Origin of the sequence: Marinobacter algicola DG893, assembly GCF_000170835.1 — a bacterium.
In the GTDB taxonomy this organism is placed as follows: Bacteria; Pseudomonadota; Gammaproteobacteria; order Pseudomonadales; family Oleiphilaceae; genus Marinobacter; species Marinobacter algicola.
Genome location: NZ_ABCP01000016.1, coordinates 1 through 17,826, shown reverse-complemented (window position 1 = coordinate 17,826; position 17,826 = coordinate 1). Strand labels below are relative to the sequence as shown.

Sequence of the window (17,826 nt, the reverse complement as noted above, 5' to 3'; positions counted from 1 at the left end):
ATGGCTGAAGCAAAGAAAAAAATCCGCATAGGCGACCTGCTGGTCCAGAACGACGTTATCACTGAGCAACAGTTGATGACCGCCTTGCGTGAGCAGAAAAATACCGGGCGCAAGCTGGGCCGCACCCTGATTGATCTGGGCTATGTGGAGGAGGACAACCTTCTCAACATCCTGTCGCGCCAACTGGAAGTGCCATTCGTTCAGCTGCGCCACTTTCAGTTCAACAACGAACTGATCAAGAAACTACCGGAAGCCATGGCCCGGCGTTTCCGCAGTATCGTATTGGCGGAGCAGAGCGGTGAGTTGCTGGTAGGCATGGCCGACCCACTCGACATCTTCGCCTACGACGAACTGGTGCGGGTGCTGAAGCAGCCCATCAAGCAGGCCGTTGTTCGTGAAAGCGAACTGCTGAACACCCTCGATCTGGTGTATCGCCGTACCGACGAAATTGCCTCGCTGGCGGAAGAGCTGGAAGACGAACTGGGCGACGACGCTTTTGACCTGGCAGACCTCAGCGCCGAGTCCGAAAGCACAGAAGCACCGGTAGTGAAGCTTTTGCAGACGCTGTTTGAAGATGCTGTGCAGGCCCGCAGTTCCGATATTCACATTGAACCTGACGAGACCGTGGTACGCATTCGCCAACGGGTGGACGGCGTGCTGCAGGAACAGGTGATGAAAGAAAAGCGGGTCAACTCCGCCCTGGTTCTGCGCCTTAAACTGATGGCCGGCCTGAACATCTCAGAGAAGCGTATTCCCCAGGATGGCCGCTTCAATATCCGTGTGAAGGGCCGCAGCATTGATGTGCGGGTCTCCACCATGCCGGTTCAGTACGGTGAGTCGGTGGTCATGCGTTTGCTGGACCAGAGCCAGGGCATGCTGAACCTGGACGTCACCGGCATGCCGGAAATGCTGCTCGAAAACTTCCGCCGCATGATCAAGAAGCCCCACGGCATGATCCTGGTCACCGGCCCGACCGGTAGCGGTAAGACCACAACCTTGTATGGCGCGCTAACCGAGCTCAACCGCCCGGAAGTCAAAATCATCACCGCGGAAGACCCGGTGGAGTACCGGCTACCTCGCATTACCCAGGTACAGGTAAACCCGAAAATCGGCCTGGAATTCGCCAGTGTACTGCGCGCCGCGCTGCGCCAGGATCCGGACGTGATCCTGGTGGGCGAGATGCGGGACCATGAAACCGCCGAGATTGGCCTGCGTGCGGCGATGACCGGCCATTTGGTGCTCTCGACATTGCACACCAACGACTCCATCAGCAGCGCCATGCGACTGATCGACATGGGCGTGGAGCCTTTCCTGGTGGCCAGCTCCCTGCTTGGTGTTGTCGCCCAGCGGCTGGTGCGTAAGGTCTGTGAGAACTGTCGCGAGGCCTACGAGCCCACCAGTCAGGAAAAAGTGTGGCTGAACCAGTTCGATCTCGATCCGCTCGACCTGGAGGCCGGGTTTGTCCATGGCCGTGGTTGCTACCAGTGCAGCAACAGTGGATACCGGGGCCGTCTGGGTGTGTACGAAATGCTGGAAATGAACGAGGGGATGCTGGACGCACTGCGCCGCCAGGACATCGCCGGTTTCACCCGGGAGGCGCGCAGGAGCCACCTTTACCGGCCGCTTGGCCTGTGTGCTATGGATTTTGCGCTGCAGGGCGTCACCACCCTTGAAGAAGTTGCCCGGGTGGCGGCGACCTCAGAGGGAGATGTGTCTCTGGAAGAGGTGCCGGTGCTCTCTCAACCGTCTGGTAATAGTGATGCCGACAACCCTGCTCCCAGTGAGGGAGGCGCCTGATGCAGTTTACGTACCGGGGTAAGGACAGCAGGGGAGCCGTGCAACAGGGTGCGCTGGCTGCGCCGAGCCCCGAGGCGGCAGCGTCCGAACTCATGCGGCGGGGCATCACACCCCTGGCGATCCGTGAGCAGGCACAAAGCGACTCTATCGGCGATCGGCTGAATAACCTGCCGCTGTTCCGCAAGAAAATCACCCTGGACGAGCTGATTGTTTTCTGCCGTCAGATGCACGCGTTGACCAAGGCGGGCATCCCGTTGATACGAACCATGCGCGGCCTTGCGGATACGACTCGCTCGCCCGCGCTCAGCGAAGTGCTGGACGACGTAACGGATCGCCTTGAGGCCGGCTCCACGATGGCTACCGCCATGCAGGCACATCCCAAAGTGTTTCCGGATCTGTTCATCGCCATGATCCACGTGGGGGAGAACACCGGGCAACTGGACGATGCCTTCAAGCGGCTGTCTGAGATCCTCGAGCTGGAGCGCGACACCAAAAGGCGCCTCAAACAGGCGATGCGTTATCCCACTTTCGTGGTGATTGCCCTGTTCGGCGCGCTGATGGTGGTGAACTTCCTGGTAATTCCGAAGTTCTCGGCAGTCTTTAGCAAACTGGGCGCTGACCTGCCATTCCTGACCCAAGTGCTCGTCGGTACCTCCAACTTCCTGTTGGGCTACTGGTACATCGTATTGTTTGGTATTGCCGCAACGGCGCTATTGGTTCGACAGTGGAAGAACACCGAGCAGGGACGCCTGACCTGGGACCGCTACAAACTGAAAATGCCCATTATAGGGCCGCTGCTGGAGCTGATCACCCTAAGCCGGTTTGCCCGTAACTTTGCCAGTATGCTGTCAGCGGGCATGCCCGTGACTCATGCGCTGACCGTGGTCGCAGACGCCACGGATAACGCCTGGATATCCAAACACATCAAGGACATGCGGATAGGCATTGAGCGTGGTGAAAGCCTGCTGCGAACGGCCCGGCAGAGCGATATGTTCACGCCACTGATCCTGCAGATGATTGCGGTTGGTGAGGAAACCGGTTCGGTGGACGATATGCTGGTGAATGTGGCGGATTTCTACGACGAAGACGTGGACTACGGCCTCAAGCGGCTGGCGGAATCCATCGAGCCGATATTGATCGTGGCCATGGGCATTCTGGTTCTCATTCTTGCGCTGGGCGTGTTCCTGCCTATATGGGATCTGGGGGCGGCCGCCATGGGGCGTGGGTGAATGACCGGCCAGAAGTATTCGGCGATGTCAGTGCTGACCAACTCACATCGCCTGAGATTTCTGGTCGCCCTGTGCATCCTTTTTACCCTCTGGTGGGTATTACTGGGAGTAGTAGAGCGCGAAGCCGGCAGGGCCGAACAACAAGGTACACGGCTGATGCTCAACCAGATCAGAAGTGTACTGGTGGTAAAAGGGGCGGAGGTTCGCCTGCAGGAAGGGGCCGACTTCAGGGCCTGGGCAGGCAGGAATCCCTTTGAATGGTTTGGATCGGAACCGGCTCGTTATGATGGAATCTGTCATGAAGGTCGGCCAGAGCCGGGCCGGTGGTGTTTCAAGCCGTTACAAACCGGCGATAAAGGCTACAAAAAAGCCACGGCAGGCGCGCAGGGAAGGGTTATATTTCAACCACGCCAGCCGATAACCCAGGGAGACAGGCAGGGAAGCGACGACACGCACATGGCTTGGGTTGTGGCAGTCGAATTCACGGACAGAAACGGCAACGGACGCCTTGATGACGAGGATCTCCAGTCCGGGCTGAGGTTGCAGCCGGTGGAGACGCAAAACGATCGTGCCGAACATTGATAACAAGCCTCAGGGAGGCCACGCTATGAGGGCAATGACAATAAAAGCTCACCAGACAAAGGGTTTTACCCTGATTGAGCTGGTGGTGGTGATCTCCATACTCGCCATTCTCGCAGCCTTTGCGTTGCCAAGGTTCGCCGAACTGTCGGACGAGGCCCACCGGGCGAGCATCCAGGGCACCTCCGGCGCCTACGCCGCCGCTGTTGCCCTGGTTCGCGCCCAGTGGACTGCCCGCGGCGCCGCCGGCGTGCAGACCGACCTGACCGGCTTTGGTGAGGAAAACGTCGACGTGAGCGCCGACGGCTGGCCAACGGGCGTGGGTGGCAACACCGACCCGGCCGCCATGAGTGCCACAGAATGCCAGAACCTCTGGCTGGCCCTGATGCAGTCAAACGCGCCGACCGTGGCAACGTCCGGCGACACAACGGATTACACAGCAACCGCAAGCGGGTCCGTTTGTACCTACGAGTACAACCTCAATGGTGGCACGGACAACATTCAGTACGACGCCGACAGCGGCGAAGTAATTCGGGTTATCAATTAATCCATTTTAAAGCAGCAAAAGCAGGAGAAGACCATGAATATGATGAACCAGATGGCAACAAGAAAAGAGAAAGGTTTCACCCTTATTGAACTGGTGATGGTGATTGTGATTTTGGGTATTTTGGCGGCGTTTGCGTTACCGAGGTTTGCGGATTTAGGCGGTGACGCGAGAATCAGCACCATTCAGGGTGCGGCAGGTTCCATTCGCTCCGCTAACTCTATTGTCCGCTCGGCCTGCTTGGCCAGGGCCGCATGTGATCCTACGGCCGCCACCGGCACGGTTGATCTCGACGGGGATACTGTCGACACGGTATTCGGTTATCCTGCGGCCACACAAGCCGGGATTCTCGATGCCTCGCAAATTAACGGTACCGACTACACAGTCGTTGCGGGCAATCCGATCGCGGTTCAGGCGAACGGTGCTGCAACCGCAGCCAACTGCCAGGTATCTTATACTGCGGCGGCAGATGCGGACACCGCGCCGGTCATCGCCGTGGATACCTCCGACTGCTAAGTATTACAGGTCGGATTAGTGCAAGCCTGATTCGACCTACGTTTTTGTGTTGGGGTTACGATAAATCCGGGAGTGGGGCATGAGAAAAAGAATCGCCCCGATGTCATCGGGGTTCACCCTTGTCGAGCTGGTCATGGTCATCATCCTGATCGGGGTTCTCTCCGCTCTGGGGGTTGGCCTTTTTGCCAGCCGCTCTGTCTTTTCTCCCTTGCTGGCCACCCAGCAACTTGCCTCCGCCACGCTGCTAGCCCAACAAGCAGCGTTGGCAGGGAATCCTTCCAACAGTCTGACCATCGCTCAGAGTGCCGAGCACTTCCGGTTTACCGTCGGGGCGAGGACGTTCGAGCTGCCGCGGGCGGGAACATCTTTGTCTGTTGCCAGTGGCTTGCCACTGACTGTGACATTCGGAGCAGACGGTTCACCGGGCACCGGAACCAATATCGAGTTTACCTTTACTGGCGACAGCACCTTTGAATCCTGCCTGAGCTCCCTCGGTGCAGTCTATCGCGGGAGCTGTCAGCCGTGATGCCTGAACAGCGTGGCGCCACCCTGGTGGAGCTGGTGATGACCATCGTCATTATCAGTGTGGCCATTGCCGGGGTGGTGGGGGCCTTTGCCCTCATCAGTGGTCGCAGCGCCGATCCGTTGAACCAGACCAGAGCAGTAGAGCTTGCGCAGCTGTACATGGATGAGATTCTTACCCGGAAGTACGACAACTCAGTGCCTCAGGGAGGTGTGCCGAAATATTCAGGCGGCTGCAATATAGGAGCAGAAGCCGGTGAAGAACGCGGTACCTACGATGACGTTGATGATTACAACGACTTGACGGATAGCCCGCCGAAAAACGCCCGCGATAACGATGGTGAAGTGCTTGATGGCTATGCCGGCTTTTCTGTTTCAATCTCGGTGGCTTGTGCCGGTGCTGATGTGGGGCTCCCCGGCTCAGAGGCCAAGCGGATCGATTTAACGGTTCTCGCTCCGGGAGGGCAATCGTTTGCATTTTCGGCCTATAGGGCAAATTTCTGATGAGGCGTGTGGCAGGATTTACCCTTGTGGAGCTGGTCATCGTGATTGTTCTGCTCGCTATTGTCGCAACGATTTCGGTGCAGTTCGTGGCACTCTCTACCCGTGGTGCCGTTGATGTGGCGTCCCGTCAGCAGCGAGCACTTTCTGGCGTGGTTGTCAGCGAGCATATCAGCCGCGGGTTGAGGGAGGCCTTGCCGACATCAGTTCGAACCAATCCGAGCGGGTCCTGTATTGAATGGATGCCCATTATTGCTGCGTCGAACTACGAGAGTCTGCCCGGCGGGCCAACTCCGGATTCGTTTGAAGCGGTGCCGCTTCCCGATGGAGGCTCCGCAAGGGGCCGGGTTGTGGTCTATGGATACGGAAGTAATCTTTACGACTTGACTAGTCCCGGCCCAGTGTCGCCGTTGGCGACTATGCCTGCCGGTGCTTCGCCAGTGACGGTCGCCTTGGACTCGCCTCATCGTTTTTCCGCTAAATCGCCGGAGAAGCGATTTTATATTGTTGGTGATCCGATAGCGCTCTGCCAGTCTGGCCGCTGGCTGTATCGATACAGAAACTACGGTATCAACGAGCCGGTGGCATCCGGATTGCCAATCGCGTATCCGGGGCGCGAGGTTCTGGCAGCCAACCTTGAGGCGACATCACTGTTGTTTGAGGTTACACCCCCTACTTTGCAGCGTGGTGCAGTAGTGTCCTTCCGTCTGGTGCTTTCAGATACTGAAACCGGAGAATCCACCTCCATCAGTCAGGAGGTACAGATCCGCAATGTTCCCTGACAGATCCCAACAGCAGCAGGCTGGTGCAGGCCTGCCCGTTGCCCTCTTCGTAATCACCGTGCTATCGCTGCTGGTTCTGGGTATGTCTCAGATGCAGCAGACCAGCGGTGAGTCAGTCAGCTTGCAGATTCAGTCACAGAGGGCATTTTTTGCGGCTGAAAGCGGCGCGCAGGTTGCGGTACGTGACGTGCTTGAGGCATCCGACTGTGCCGGGCTGAACAGCCCCTTGGTTTTTAATGATGCAGATGGACTGCAAAGCTGTCGCTCCCGCATGACCTGCGAGTCGGTAACGGCCAATATTGGCGGTTCCGGTGGCAACACGGTGTTTACCATCACCAGTACCGGGCAATGCGGTGTTGGGGCGGATCAGTCAACCAGGGTGGTGGAGGTGCGTGTACGATGATGTCTATTCTGCGCGAGTTACCACGGATCGTGGTTATTGTTTTGTGTTCGATGGTTGGTCCGATGGCGTATGCCGCACAATGCAGTGATGTATTCAGTCAGCCGGACGGCGTGAATGACAACCTGCAGGCATCGGGAAATACCCTTGACCTTACTGGTGTGAACTGGGCCAATGGCTCCTGGCCTCCCTCAGGAATTCCCCAATCGGAAGGTGAGGAGTATGTATCCACTCAGCCAGGAAGTAGCTATGAACTTGTGCTTCAACCCGGGGCGCAAAAGGTCATATTCGTCAACGGCAATCTGACAATTGATCGCGGTACCCGGTTGAACGAATCCGGCTCTCCAGACCAACTGCTTATTGTTGTGCGCGGAAGCCTCAGCATTGCAGGTGGCGGGAACAGTGCAAACAACCGGGTTGTGATTAATGGTCTGATATACGCAGCTGGCTCGACATCGATTGGGAACAATGTATACATCGACGGTGCGGTTGCCGCCGGAGGGGCGATTTCCACCGGAAACCGGGACATAGAGTTTTCTGACTCCGACGTCAATACCGACCTGTTGGAAGGGCTGTGTGATTCAGGAGCAGCGGGGCCCGTGGATTTGTCGGCCAATGGTGAGTCAGTGGGCCCAGTGTCGGTAGGCGTCGACGATAGTGTTTCGTTTTCTGCTGATGTGGCGAGTTGCCCTCCAGTGCCGACTTTCTCGACTCAGGACTGGCGTGAAACATGGCTGGTCGACGGACAGCCGGTGGCTCAGTCTGTATCTGGATCATCCAGCTGCTCAAGGTCGCCGCTTACCCGGACAGATACGTTTGATACGGAAGGACAATACACGGTCCAAGTGACGGTTGAGTATCGGAACTGTTTTTTAGGCTTCTTTTGTGGTGGGTGGCAGGAGCACGGCGGCGACGTGATCACTATGGATGTGAGCGACGACGATGCGCTCACTTGCTTCACCGACGATTATCTCGATGGCAGCCTGTCTGCAGATGATTGGGTGACATCCGTGTCGCGTGGAAATTTCACGCCAAGTATTGTAAATGGGCGTCTTCGTATGACGGAAGCCCGTTCTAACCAGGCCACGGCGGCAACTATTCAGCGCGAGATTCCGGGTGCGGAAAATCTGGTGATCATTGAATTCGATTACTTCGCCTATGGGGGAAATGGCGCGGATGGTCTGGCAGTCGTACTTTCTGATGCGAGGGTGACGCCTCAGCCTGGAAGTTATGGCGGGTCCCTGGGGTACGCCCAGAGGAGTAATGGAGATCCGGGATTTGCCGGCGGGTGGCTTGGTATAGGTCTTGATGAGTTTGGTAATTTTTCTAACTCCAACGAAGGCCGTGTTGGAGGGGCGGGATTCAGACGGGATGCAGTTGCCGTCAGGGGAGCAGAGCAGGGTGGGTACCGGTATTTGCGGGGAACCGGCAGTGTATCTCCGGGTATTGATCAGCCTGGAAACAATCCGTCTGCCCATCGTTATCGGGTCACCGTAGACTCGCGTGTTTCCGGCGAGGCCCTGGTATCGGTGGAGCGTGATGTGTCCGGTACTGGTGACAATTACCAGATCCTTGTGGAAAGTTTTAATGCGCTGAACGAACCTGGGCAGCCCGCTGTGCCAGAAAATTTCCTGTTGTCGTTAACGGGCTCCACCGGCGGTTCTAACAATATCCATGAACTGGACGACTTCCAGTTGTGCGCCCTCAAGCTGAACCCGGTGGGCGCCCAGGTTGATCATTTTGAAATCCTTCATGATGGCGTGGCGCTGACCTGCCAGCCAGAAACGGTCACCATCCGTGCCTGTGCCACTGCAGGGTGTAACGACAACGAACTCTTTACCGACCCGGTTGAGGCAACGCTTGAGCCTACTGAAGGCTGGCAGGGAGGCAATCCCGTGACGATTGTTGGCGGGACGGGCGAGTTCGTATTGCAGAATACAGTCGCCGGTGAGGTCGTCCTCAATGTGGTGGGCTCGCAGCCATCAACTCGTCCTCAATCCGTAACGCTGTGTCGGCGCGGCAGCAGTCCTCTGTCTTCTGAAAACTGCAAGCTGGAGTTTTTTGAGTCAGGGCTGGCTTTTGATATTCCCGATCTGACATCCCACAAGCCTTCGGGCCCGGTGCAGGTTCAAGCCGTACGGCAGGACGATGCAAGCCAAGCGTGTGTTCCAGCGTTTGAAAACGTTGAGCGGGAAGTCCATTTCTGGTCAACGTATGTGGATCCCGGCCCGGGAGGCCGTCCTGTTGATCGCCCCTTGTCGGTGAACAACACGGATATCAGTGGGGACGAGAGTGCGCCTACACCTCTGAACCTCTCATTTGATGATGACGGTATCGCCGAGATTGAAGTCAGCTACCCGGATGCGGGGCGTCTGGACCTCGGTGCCAGATATGACGGATCACCTGCGAATAACGACGAAGGCTTGTCTATGCCAGGCTCAGATGCCTTTGTCAGCGCCCCGGCGGGGTTTTGTGTCAGTAGTGCAGGGGCTTGTGCGGCGGGCGATTCTTCCTGTGACGTATTCGTCAGGGCCGATGAGCCTTTTGATCTGTCGATCACCGCTGTTGGCTGGCAGAGCGACACTGACACCGATCTATGTGATGCAAATCCTGTTACTCCTAACTTCCGGATGTTGACGGTCCCCATTGCCTCGGAACTAGTTGCGCCCTCGGGTGGTGTCAATGGCACTGTGTCGCCCTCTAGCTATTCCCATTCCCGGTCATTGGATGCGACTGAAACGGTCAGCCTAAAGATGTCAGAGGTTGGCGTGTTCCGTTATACAGCGACGCCGGCAACCGGTGGGTATCTTGGTAAAACGGTGCCTAAGGGCATCAGTGAACCTACGGGGCGTTTTTACCCCGATCGTTTTAAGGTCACTATTGACGAAGGCGCACTGGGTGCTAATTGCGGTGCACCAACGCCTTTCAATTACACCGGGCAGGACATTTCATGGTTATTGGCCCCATCACTGACAATTGAAGCCCTGTCGATGGATGGAGCTCGTACCCGGAACTACACCGAGCCCGGATTCCAGAAGCTGGTCAAGGAGGACGTGATTCGAACTTTTCCCGTCGAAGACAGCTCGGCAGTGAACCGTGAGAATGAGAGCATTGAGGTCAGTACCAATGTATCCGCAGGGGGGTTGGATGCGGCCGAGCCCGAGTCCGGTCTTCTGCAGTTCAATTATGCTGCTGGTGATACCGTTCGTTACCTGAAGGTTCCTGAAGCGCGGGTTGGCCCCCTTACCCCGCCACCTCCACCCCCCGGCCTTCTTGGCCCTTCGAATCATATTCTCACCTATGGTGTGACTGATATCGTCGACGCTGATGGCGTCAGTGCCGACAGTGCGCCGTATCAGTTCTCACCAGCAGCGGATTTCGACATCCGGTTCGGCAGGCTGTCCATGGACAATGTCTATGGCCCTGAAAATGTTCAGGAGCTACGGATGCCCTTCAGGCTGGAATATTGGAATGGCTCGCGTTACGTGACCAATACCGCCGACAACTGCACCAGCTGGACAACGGCGACCCTTTCGAGCCCCGCCAATCACCACACAATGGTTGCGGATTCGGGCACGTTTACTGCGGGTGAGGCAGGACCCTTGCGGCTTCAGGCGACCGGTTCCCAAGGTACAGATCGACTGACATGGACAGTTGACGAATGGCTCCGCGAGGATTCAGACGAGGATGGTACTGCCGAAGCGCCCTCAGCCCTGGCCACCTTCGGAGTCTACCGTGGCCACGACCGCGTTATCTATTGGCAGGAAAAATAGCGGGAAGGGGGTCAGTCCTCCTCCCCCTCCGGCTGATCCATTCCCAGTTCATTGATCTTGCGGGTCAAAGTGTTCCGCCCCCAGCCCAGAAGAATGGACGCATCGCGCCGGCGCCCGCCGGTGTGCTTCAATGCAGTCTCGATCATGATGCGTTCAAACTCCGGCACCGCGGTATCCAGAATGCCTTTGTGGCCGCGTTTGAGTTCCTGTTCCGACCAGTTGCGCAGGCCTTCCTGCCAGGTCTGGCCGGTGGCTGGTGCTTCGGCCTGTTGCACCAGTTCGGGCGGCAGGTCATCAATGTGAACTTCGCGCCCACTGGCCATCACTGTCAGCCAGCGACACGTATTCTCAAGCTGGCGGACGTTGCCGGGCCAGGGCAGGGTGGTGAGGTATTCTTCGGCTTCCGGGCGCAGTATCTTGGTTTCCACTGCCAGTTCCTTGGCAGCACGCTTGAGGAAATGTTCCATCAGCCGCGGAATGTCTTCCCGCCGTTCCGCGAGTTTTGGCAGGTGAACCCGGATGACGTTCAGGCGATGGAACAGGTCTTCCCGGAAGGTACCGGCCTGAACGAGTTTTTCCAGGTCCTGGTGCGTGGCAGCAATGATGCGGACGTCCACTTTGATAGGCGTGGTGCCGCCCACCCGATAGAACTCCCCATCTGCGAGCACCCGCAATAGCCGCGTCTGGGTGTCGGCGGGCATATCACCGATCTCGTCGAGGAACAGGGTGCCGCCGTTGGATTGCTCGAAGCGGCCCTGCCTGGCGGCAGCTGCGCCGGTGAAGGCGCCTTTCTCATGGCCAAACAGCTCGGACTCGATCAAGTCCTTTGGAATCGCGGCCATGTTGAGTGCGATAAAAGGATGACTGGCCCGTGGGCTGTGGTTGTGGAGGGCCTGGGCGACCAGTTCTTTACCGGTACCACTTTCACCATTGATCAGGACGGTAATGTTGGAGTGGGACAGCCGGCCGATAGCCCTGAACACTTCCTGCATCGCGGGGGCTTCACCGATGATTTCGGCATTTCTCTGCGCACTTTCGGCCTGCGGCTCCGAGTTGGCCCGACGTTCGTGGCTATGAGCGACGGCCCGCTTCACGAGCGCAACGGCGTCGTCCACATCAAATGGTTTTGGGAGATATTCGAACGCGCCTGTCTGGTAGCTGGTCACTGCGCTTTCCAGGTCGGAATGGGCGGTCATAATGATGACCGGTAGATCCTGGTACGCGTCAACAATCTGAGAGAGCAGGGTGATACCGTCGACGCCGGGCATGCGAATGTCGCTGATAATGGCATCAGGCTGTTCATGTTCCAGCCTCATCATGATGCTTTCGCCACTTTCAAACACCCGGGGTTGCATACCGGCCTGGTTCAGGGCGCGCTCCAGCACCCAGCGTATACTGCGATCGTCGTCAATTATCCAGACGTTTGCCGGTTGGCTCATTGGTTTTCCTCCAGGGGCAGGAAGATGATGAAATCGGTTTTTCCAGGCTCGCTCTCGCATTCAACAAGCCCGTGATGTTGCCCGATGATGCTTTGGGTGATGGACAGGCCGAGGCCTGTGCCGCTCGCCCGCCCGCTGATCATCGGGTAGAAGACGTTTTGCAACAGATCCGGCGGTATGCCCGGGCCGTTGTCTATAACATCGACACGGCACACCAGGCGATGGCGCTTATGGCCGATGGTGAACTGTCGCAACGCACGTGTACGGAAGGTGATGGTTGGCTGCTCGTCGCCGGTCATCTCGGCCTGGTTCTCGAACGCGGCTTCCATGGCGTTGCGGGCAATGTTGAGGAAAGCCTGTATTAGCTGTTCCTTGTCGCCCTGGAACTCGGGAAGGCTGGGGTCGTAATCCCTTCGGAAGTTCAGACGACCGCGGCTTTCGGCCTCCAGAAGGGTTTTGACGCGCTCCAGAACCTCATGAATATTGGTGGATGCCAGTTTGGGCGCCTTGTTTGGGCCGAGCATGCGATCCACCAGGGTTCGCAGCCGATCCGCTTCTGCAATGATCACCTGGGTGTATTCTTTCTGGTCTTCGTTATGCAGTTCGCGGTCCAGCAACTGGGCGGCCCCGCGAATACCTCCAAGAGGGTTTTTGATTTCATGAGCCATACCCCGGACCAGGATTCGGGTGGTTTCCTGCTGGGAGATAATGTCCTCTTCCCGGCTGATCCTTAGCAAGCGGTCCCGGGGCTGGATTTCGATCAACAGTTCCGTTGGCTCAAGGCTTATGGGGGATACCGAATAATCAACCGTCAGCCGCAACCCGCTTGTCAGTATGAATTCCGCTTCCCTCCTGGTGTACGACTGGCCATTCTCGGCGGCTGCATACAGTGTTTTCAGGGCGTCTTCAGAGTCGATCAGAATGTCGTTGATCGGGGCTCCTTTACTTCTGGTTACGCTGGTTTCAAACAGGCTTTCGGCAGCAGGATTCAGGTACTGGACTCGTAACCCGTCACTCAGCACCAGTACGGCTGTGGTCAGGCTGTCCAAGATGCTTTTGTATCCGGCCGGTATTACCATTCGTTTGTCCCTTTTGATGGGCCTTGCGGGTTGCTAAGGCAGTTTTGCAAAAAACGAACCACATTGGCTGTTCATGGCGATGACAGTGCGCATTTAGCGGGCATGCGGCTTACAGGCCTGTGAACACGGCGTGGTGTAGTGCAGAAGTCTCATTGCGTAAAGCCTGCTCGCGGATATCCGCCCTGGGAATGGTCAGAGTATGGCTTTTTTATGGTGCGATCGCACTAAAGTGGTGCAGGCAGGAATGGTGTGGTGGTTCGCTAACCGCTACAGGTCTGCGTTTGTATGGCGCCCCGGCTCGAAACGGTCGGGGCCCCGGAAGGGTGCATCAGTTGTTGACGCTGGGCCGGTGGATGGTGAAAGTAATGGTTTCGCCACTCTTGACGGTAACACCGTTGCTGTCGACGATGTTGACGCCTGCGTCGTGGGTGCCGCGAAACACATTGCGCACCATCACCGTCCCGGATGCGCTCTGGCCAACCGGTTGGCCGTCGAGTGTCACTTCGTACTTGTGGCTGCCCCGAAGGCCGGGTGAACTGGTCACGCGGAATTCCACGTCGCCGCTGCCACTGTGGAAGGCCTGATCATCGCCCGGCGCGAGGAAACGGACGCTGTCGTACACGGATCCTTCCTGCTGCACTTTTTCCCGCAACCGTTCTGGTTCCCTGACCGCTTCGAGTTTTGGCAGTGTGACCGTGGTGACCGGTTTCACCTTGATTTCCTCTGCAGGCGTGCCTTCCGCGGGCTCGTCGGTATAGGTAACGTTGCCCTGAGCATCCACCTGACGATAGACCTCGGCGGAAACCGGAAACGCCGCGAGAGCGACAATGCCTGAGAATAGTGCGAGCCGTGCGTTCATAGAGACAACCTGTCTGATTGTTTTACCCGATTATCAGCGCCAGTCATGAGTATTTCAACGCCATTACCCGGCAGCTTGGTTACATTCCGTTAAGGCTGGCCGAAATGTGCGGTCGTACACGAAAAAGCCCCGCACAAGGCGGGGCTTTTCTGAATTGCTGATCCTTACGAACGGATTAGCAGGAGTAGTAGAGCTCGAACTCGACCGGATGTGTGGTCATGTTCAGACGCTCGACTTCACCGCGCTTCAGGTCGATGTAGCCAGCAATCATGTCTTCGGTGAACACGCCGCCACGGGTCAGGAACTCGTGGTCGTTCTCGAGGTGATCCAGGGCTTCCTGGAAAGTCTCGGCAACGGTCGGGATGTTCAGGGCTTCTTCTTTCGGCAGATCGTACAGATCCTTGTCCATGGCGTCGCCCGGGTGGATCTTGTTCTGGATGCCGTCAAGGCCAGCCATCATCAGAGCCGCGAAGGCCAGATAAGGGTTGGCAGAGGCGTCGGGGAAGCGCACTTCGATTCGACGGCCCTTCGGGCTGTTCACGTAAGGGATGCGGATGGACGCAGAACGGTTGCGGGCGGAGTAGGCCAGCATAACCGGTGCTTCGAAGCCTGGGACCAGACGCTTGTAGCTGTTGGTGGAAGCGTTGGTGAAGGCGTTGATCGACTTGGAATGCTTGATGACACCACCAATGTAGTACAGGGCCATCTCGCTCAGACCGGCATAGCCGTCGCCTGCGAACAGGTTCTTGCCGTCCTTGTTCAGGGACATATGTACGTGCATGCCGGAACCGTTGTCACCCACAACCGGCTTGGGCATGAAAGTGGCTGTCTTGCCATAGGCGTGAGCCACGTTGTGCACGCAGTACTTCAGGATCTGAACTTCGTCAGCCTTGCGGGTCAGGGTGTTGGCGCCAACGCCGATCTCACACTGGCCAGCGGTACCCACTTCGTGGTGGTGTACTTCAATTTCCAGACCCATGGATTCCATGGCGGCACACATGGCACCACGCAGATCGTGGAGGCTGTCGACCGGCGGAACGGGGAAGTAGCCACCTTTAACGCCAGGGCGGTGACCGATGTTATTGCGATCAAAATCTTCGCCGGAAACCCAGGCTGCTTCTTCTGAATACAGCTCGTACATCGAGCCCTGCATGTCGACTTTCCATTTTGCAGAGTCGAATACGAAGAATTCGGGCTCTGGGCCAAACAGAGCGCCATCTGCAATGCCGGTTGACTTCAGGTACTCTTCGGCGCGCTTGGCGACCGAGCGTGGGTCACGCTCGTACCCCTGCATAGTGGAGGGCTCCACGATGTCACAGGTAATGTTAACCGTTGTTTCTTCTGTGAAAGGATCAAGGACAGACGTTTCGTCGACCGGCATCAGAATCATGTCGGATTCGTTGATGCCCTTCCAGCCGGAAATAGAAGACCCGTCAAACATCTTGCCGTCGGCGAAGAAATCCTCGTCGACCTCGGATGCGGGCAGGGTTACATGCTGCTCTTTACCACGGCTGTCAGTGAATCGCATATCGACCCATTTGACTTCGTGTTCCTTGATCAGATCAATCGTCTTGGACATTGTGCAAGCTCCGTCAGTTATCCCGCAGTGCGGGCGATTTCTGTGTACATTGTTGCCGGATCGTTCAGCAGTGCTGACTCCCGATCTTTCTTTCAGGTACGGCAGCTTAACAAAAGCTGTTGCGAGTTACCTGTAAAATCGGCTGTCTAGCGTGAAGCAATAGCCTTGCCAGTTTTTGATGCATGCGCCACAAGTGCGCAGTACCAAGGCGTTCGGGCTGTTTTGGAGCGACATGTGCTGTTTGAGTGGTCCTGTCGACCTTTCATGGTGCATCAAAATAGTGCGAACTCTGACATAACGCACCAAATTGATGCGGTTGGGTCGTTACTCCGATAAGCGTTTTTCTTCATATAAACGTAAGTGAGTTTGCTATATACTGCGCGCCACTTCATTTTTGCCCAAGGTATTCAGTGCAGACGCTGAGTTTCTTCAGGGGGCGTTCGGGCTTCCCGGCCCGACAAATGAAATTCATTTTACGGATTTGAGACGGCATGTAAGGGGCTTTGCGCCTACTGAAGACCTCTCAGGTCATTCAGTGCATGCTGCAGGATTATAGTTGTGATTGATAAACTTCGTAATATCGCCATCATCGCCCACGTTGACCATGGCAAGACCACACTGGTTGACCAGCTTCTTCGTCAGTCCGGCACGCTGGATCGCAAAGAGCTCGAAAACGAGCGTGTCATGGATTCCAATGACCAGGAAAAAGAACGTGGTATTACCATTCTGGCCAAGAATACGGCGCTGAAGTGGCACGACTACGACATCAATATCGTGGACACCCCGGGTCACGCCGATTTCGGGGGTGAAGTCGAGCGTGTTATGAGTATGGTCGATTGCGTGCTGCTCGTGGTTGACTCCATTGATGGTCCGATGCCACAAACCCGGTTTGTCACCCAGAAAGCGTTTGATGCGGGCCTGCACCCGATTGTTGTCGTGAACAAAATTGACCGTCCCGGAGCTCGTCCGGACTGGGTGGTGGATCAGGTCTTTGACTTGTTTGACAACCTTGGCGCCAGCGATGAGCAACTGGACTTTCCGATTGTGTATGCCAGTGCCCTGAACGGCATTGCCGGAATGGATCACGAAAAGCTGGACGACAACATGGACGCGGTTTTTCAGGCCATCGTTGACCACGTGCCTGCTCCCAATGTCGATCGCGACGGTCCGTTCCAGATGCAGATTTCCCAGTTGGACTACAACAGCTTCCTGGGTGTCATCGGCATCGGCCGTATTATGCGCGGCAAGATTAAAACCAACTCTCCGGTGACGGCCATTGGCGCCAATGGCAAAAAGCGTCAGGGCCGCATTCTCAAGATTATGGGCCACTCCGGACTTCAGCGCGTTGAAGTCGACGAGGCTCAGGCGGGCGACATTATTTGTGTCAGCGGTATGGATGAGCTGTACATCTCTGACACCTTGTGCGACCAGGCCAACGTTGAAGCTCTGCCGCCATTGACGGTGGATGAACCGACGGTTTCCATGACGTTCCAGGTCAACGATTCACCGTTCTGTGGCAAGGAGGGCAAGTTTGTCACCAGCCGCAACATCAAAGAGCGGTTGGAAAAAGAGCTGCTGCACAATGTTGCTCTGCGAGTAGAGGAAGGCGAGTCTGCAGATAAATTCAAGGTTTCAGGTCGTGGCGAGTTGCACCTGTCGGTGCTGATCGAAAACATGCGTCGCGAGAACTTCGAGCTTGCCGTGGGGCGTCCGGAAGTGGTTATCCGTGAGATCGACGGTGTTAAGCAGGAGCCGTACGAAAACGTCATCATCGACATCGAAGAGCAGCACCAGGGTGCGCTTATGGATCAGATGGGGCTTCGCAAGGGTGAGATGACCAACATGGTGCCGGACGGAAAGGGCCGTATGCGCCTTGAATATACGATCCCGGCGCGAGGGCTGATCGGTTTCCGTAACGCCTTCCTGACCATGACATCCGGTTCGGGTATCCTGACCTCAACCTTCAGCCATTACGGTCCTATCAAGAGTGGTGATGTGACCAGTCGTCAAAACGGTGTGCTGGTGTCAATGGCTACGGGCGCTGCGCTGACTTACTCGCTGGAAACACTGCAGAGCCGGGGCAAGTTGTTCCTGGATCCCGGCCAGGAAGTCTACGAAGGCCAGTTGTGTGGTATTCACAGCCGTGACAACGATCTGGTGATCAACCCCACCAAGGGAAAGAAGCTGGACAACATGCGCGCGTCCGGCAAGGACGAGGTCATAGGCC

General features: G+C 56.8%; 15 protein-coding genes. 11 read left to right on the top strand and 4 right to left on the bottom strand.

Going from position 1 to position 17,826, the window contains the following annotated elements; all coding sequences use genetic code 11:
* The 10 genes from MDG893_RS11585 to MDG893_RS11540 all read left to right on the top strand — a co-directional run bounded on the left by MDG893_RS11585 (position 1) and on the right by MDG893_RS11540 (position 10,643).
* Positions 1-1,797 carry a GspE/PulE family protein gene (locus MDG893_RS11585; RefSeq protein ID WP_007153978.1) on the top strand — a complete coding sequence of 599 codons (1,797 nt, stop codon included), beginning with the start codon at positions 1-3 and terminating at the stop codon, positions 1,795-1,797.
* Positions 1,797-3,026 carry a type II secretion system F family protein gene (locus MDG893_RS11580; protein WP_007153977.1) on the top strand — a complete coding sequence of 410 codons (1,230 nt, stop codon included), beginning with the start codon at positions 1,797-1,799 and terminating at the stop codon, positions 3,024-3,026. The genes MDG893_RS11585 and MDG893_RS11580 overlap by 1 nt, the downstream gene beginning before the upstream one ends.
* Positions 3,027-3,608, top strand: a complete 582-nt coding sequence (locus tag MDG893_RS11575) for a hypothetical protein (protein ID WP_007153976.1) — start codon at positions 3,027-3,029, stop codon at positions 3,606-3,608.
* 25 nt (positions 3,609-3,633) lie between these two features.
* Positions 3,634-4,152: a prepilin-type N-terminal cleavage/methylation domain-containing protein gene (locus tag MDG893_RS11570; RefSeq protein ID WP_007153975.1), complete on the top strand. Its 519-nt coding sequence runs from the start codon at positions 3,634-3,636 to the stop codon at positions 4,150-4,152.
* A gap of 33 nt (positions 4,153-4,185) precedes the next feature.
* Entirely contained in the window at positions 4,186-4,665 is a 480-nt protein-coding gene (locus tag MDG893_RS21330) for a type II secretion system protein (protein ID WP_007153974.1), read from the top strand.
* Between the two features lie 79 nt (positions 4,666-4,744).
* Positions 4,745-5,191 carry a type IV pilin protein gene (locus MDG893_RS11560; protein WP_040474544.1) on the top strand — a complete coding sequence of 149 codons (447 nt, stop codon included), beginning with the start codon at positions 4,745-4,747 and terminating at the stop codon, positions 5,189-5,191.
* A complete protein-coding gene (locus MDG893_RS11555; RefSeq protein ID WP_007153972.1) occupies positions 5,191-5,691 on the top strand; it encodes a type IV pilus modification PilV family protein in 501 nt (166 codons plus the stop codon). Before MDG893_RS11560 ends, MDG893_RS11555 begins: the two co-directional genes overlap by 1 nt.
* The gene (locus tag MDG893_RS11550) at positions 5,691-6,470 is read left to right on the top strand and encodes a type II secretion system protein (RefSeq protein WP_007153971.1); all 780 of its coding nucleotides are present in this window, start codon (positions 5,691-5,693) and stop codon (positions 6,468-6,470) included. The genes MDG893_RS11555 and MDG893_RS11550 overlap by 1 nt, the downstream gene beginning before the upstream one ends.
* Positions 6,460-6,873: a pilus assembly PilX family protein gene (locus MDG893_RS11545; protein WP_007153970.1), complete on the top strand. Its 414-nt coding sequence runs from the start codon at positions 6,460-6,462 to the stop codon at positions 6,871-6,873. Before MDG893_RS11550 ends, MDG893_RS11545 begins: the two co-directional genes overlap by 11 nt.
* On the top strand, positions 6,870-10,643 hold the full coding sequence (locus MDG893_RS11540) for a DUF6701 domain-containing protein (protein WP_007153969.1): 3,774 nt from the start codon (positions 6,870-6,872) through the stop codon (positions 10,641-10,643). The genes MDG893_RS11545 and MDG893_RS11540 overlap by 4 nt, the downstream gene beginning before the upstream one ends.
* An 11-nt stretch (positions 10,644-10,654) precedes the next feature.
* On the opposite strand, the gene ntrC is transcribed toward MDG893_RS11540, so the two are convergent.
* The 4 genes from ntrC to glnA all read right to left on the bottom strand — a co-directional run bounded on the left by ntrC (position 10,655) and on the right by glnA (position 15,599).
* Positions 10,655-12,082 (bottom strand): nitrogen regulation protein NR(I), encoded by a 1,428-nt coding sequence (gene ntrC / locus MDG893_RS11535; protein ID WP_007153968.1) that lies wholly within the window; start codon positions 12,080-12,082, stop codon positions 10,655-10,657.
* On the bottom strand, positions 12,079-13,161 hold the full coding sequence (gene glnL, locus MDG893_RS11530; RefSeq protein ID WP_007153967.1) for a nitrogen regulation protein NR(II): 1,083 nt from the start codon (positions 13,159-13,161) through the stop codon (positions 12,079-12,081). Before glnL ends, ntrC begins: the two co-directional genes overlap by 4 nt.
* Before the next feature lie 328 nt (positions 13,162-13,489).
* The gene (locus MDG893_RS11525) at positions 13,490-14,020 is read right to left on the bottom strand and encodes a DUF4124 domain-containing protein (RefSeq protein WP_007153966.1); all 531 of its coding nucleotides are present in this window, start codon (positions 14,018-14,020) and stop codon (positions 13,490-13,492) included.
* A 175-nt stretch (positions 14,021-14,195) separates the two neighbouring features.
* Entirely contained in the window at positions 14,196-15,599 is a 1,404-nt protein-coding gene (gene glnA, locus MDG893_RS11520) for a glutamate--ammonia ligase (RefSeq protein WP_007153965.1), read from the bottom strand.
* A 558-nt stretch (positions 15,600-16,157) separates the two neighbouring features.
* On the opposite strand from glnA, the gene typA reads away from it, so the two are divergent.
* Positions 16,158-17,826: translational GTPase TypA (typA, locus tag MDG893_RS11515; protein ID WP_040474543.1), on the top strand; the 1,669-nt coding region annotated here is incomplete at its 3' end.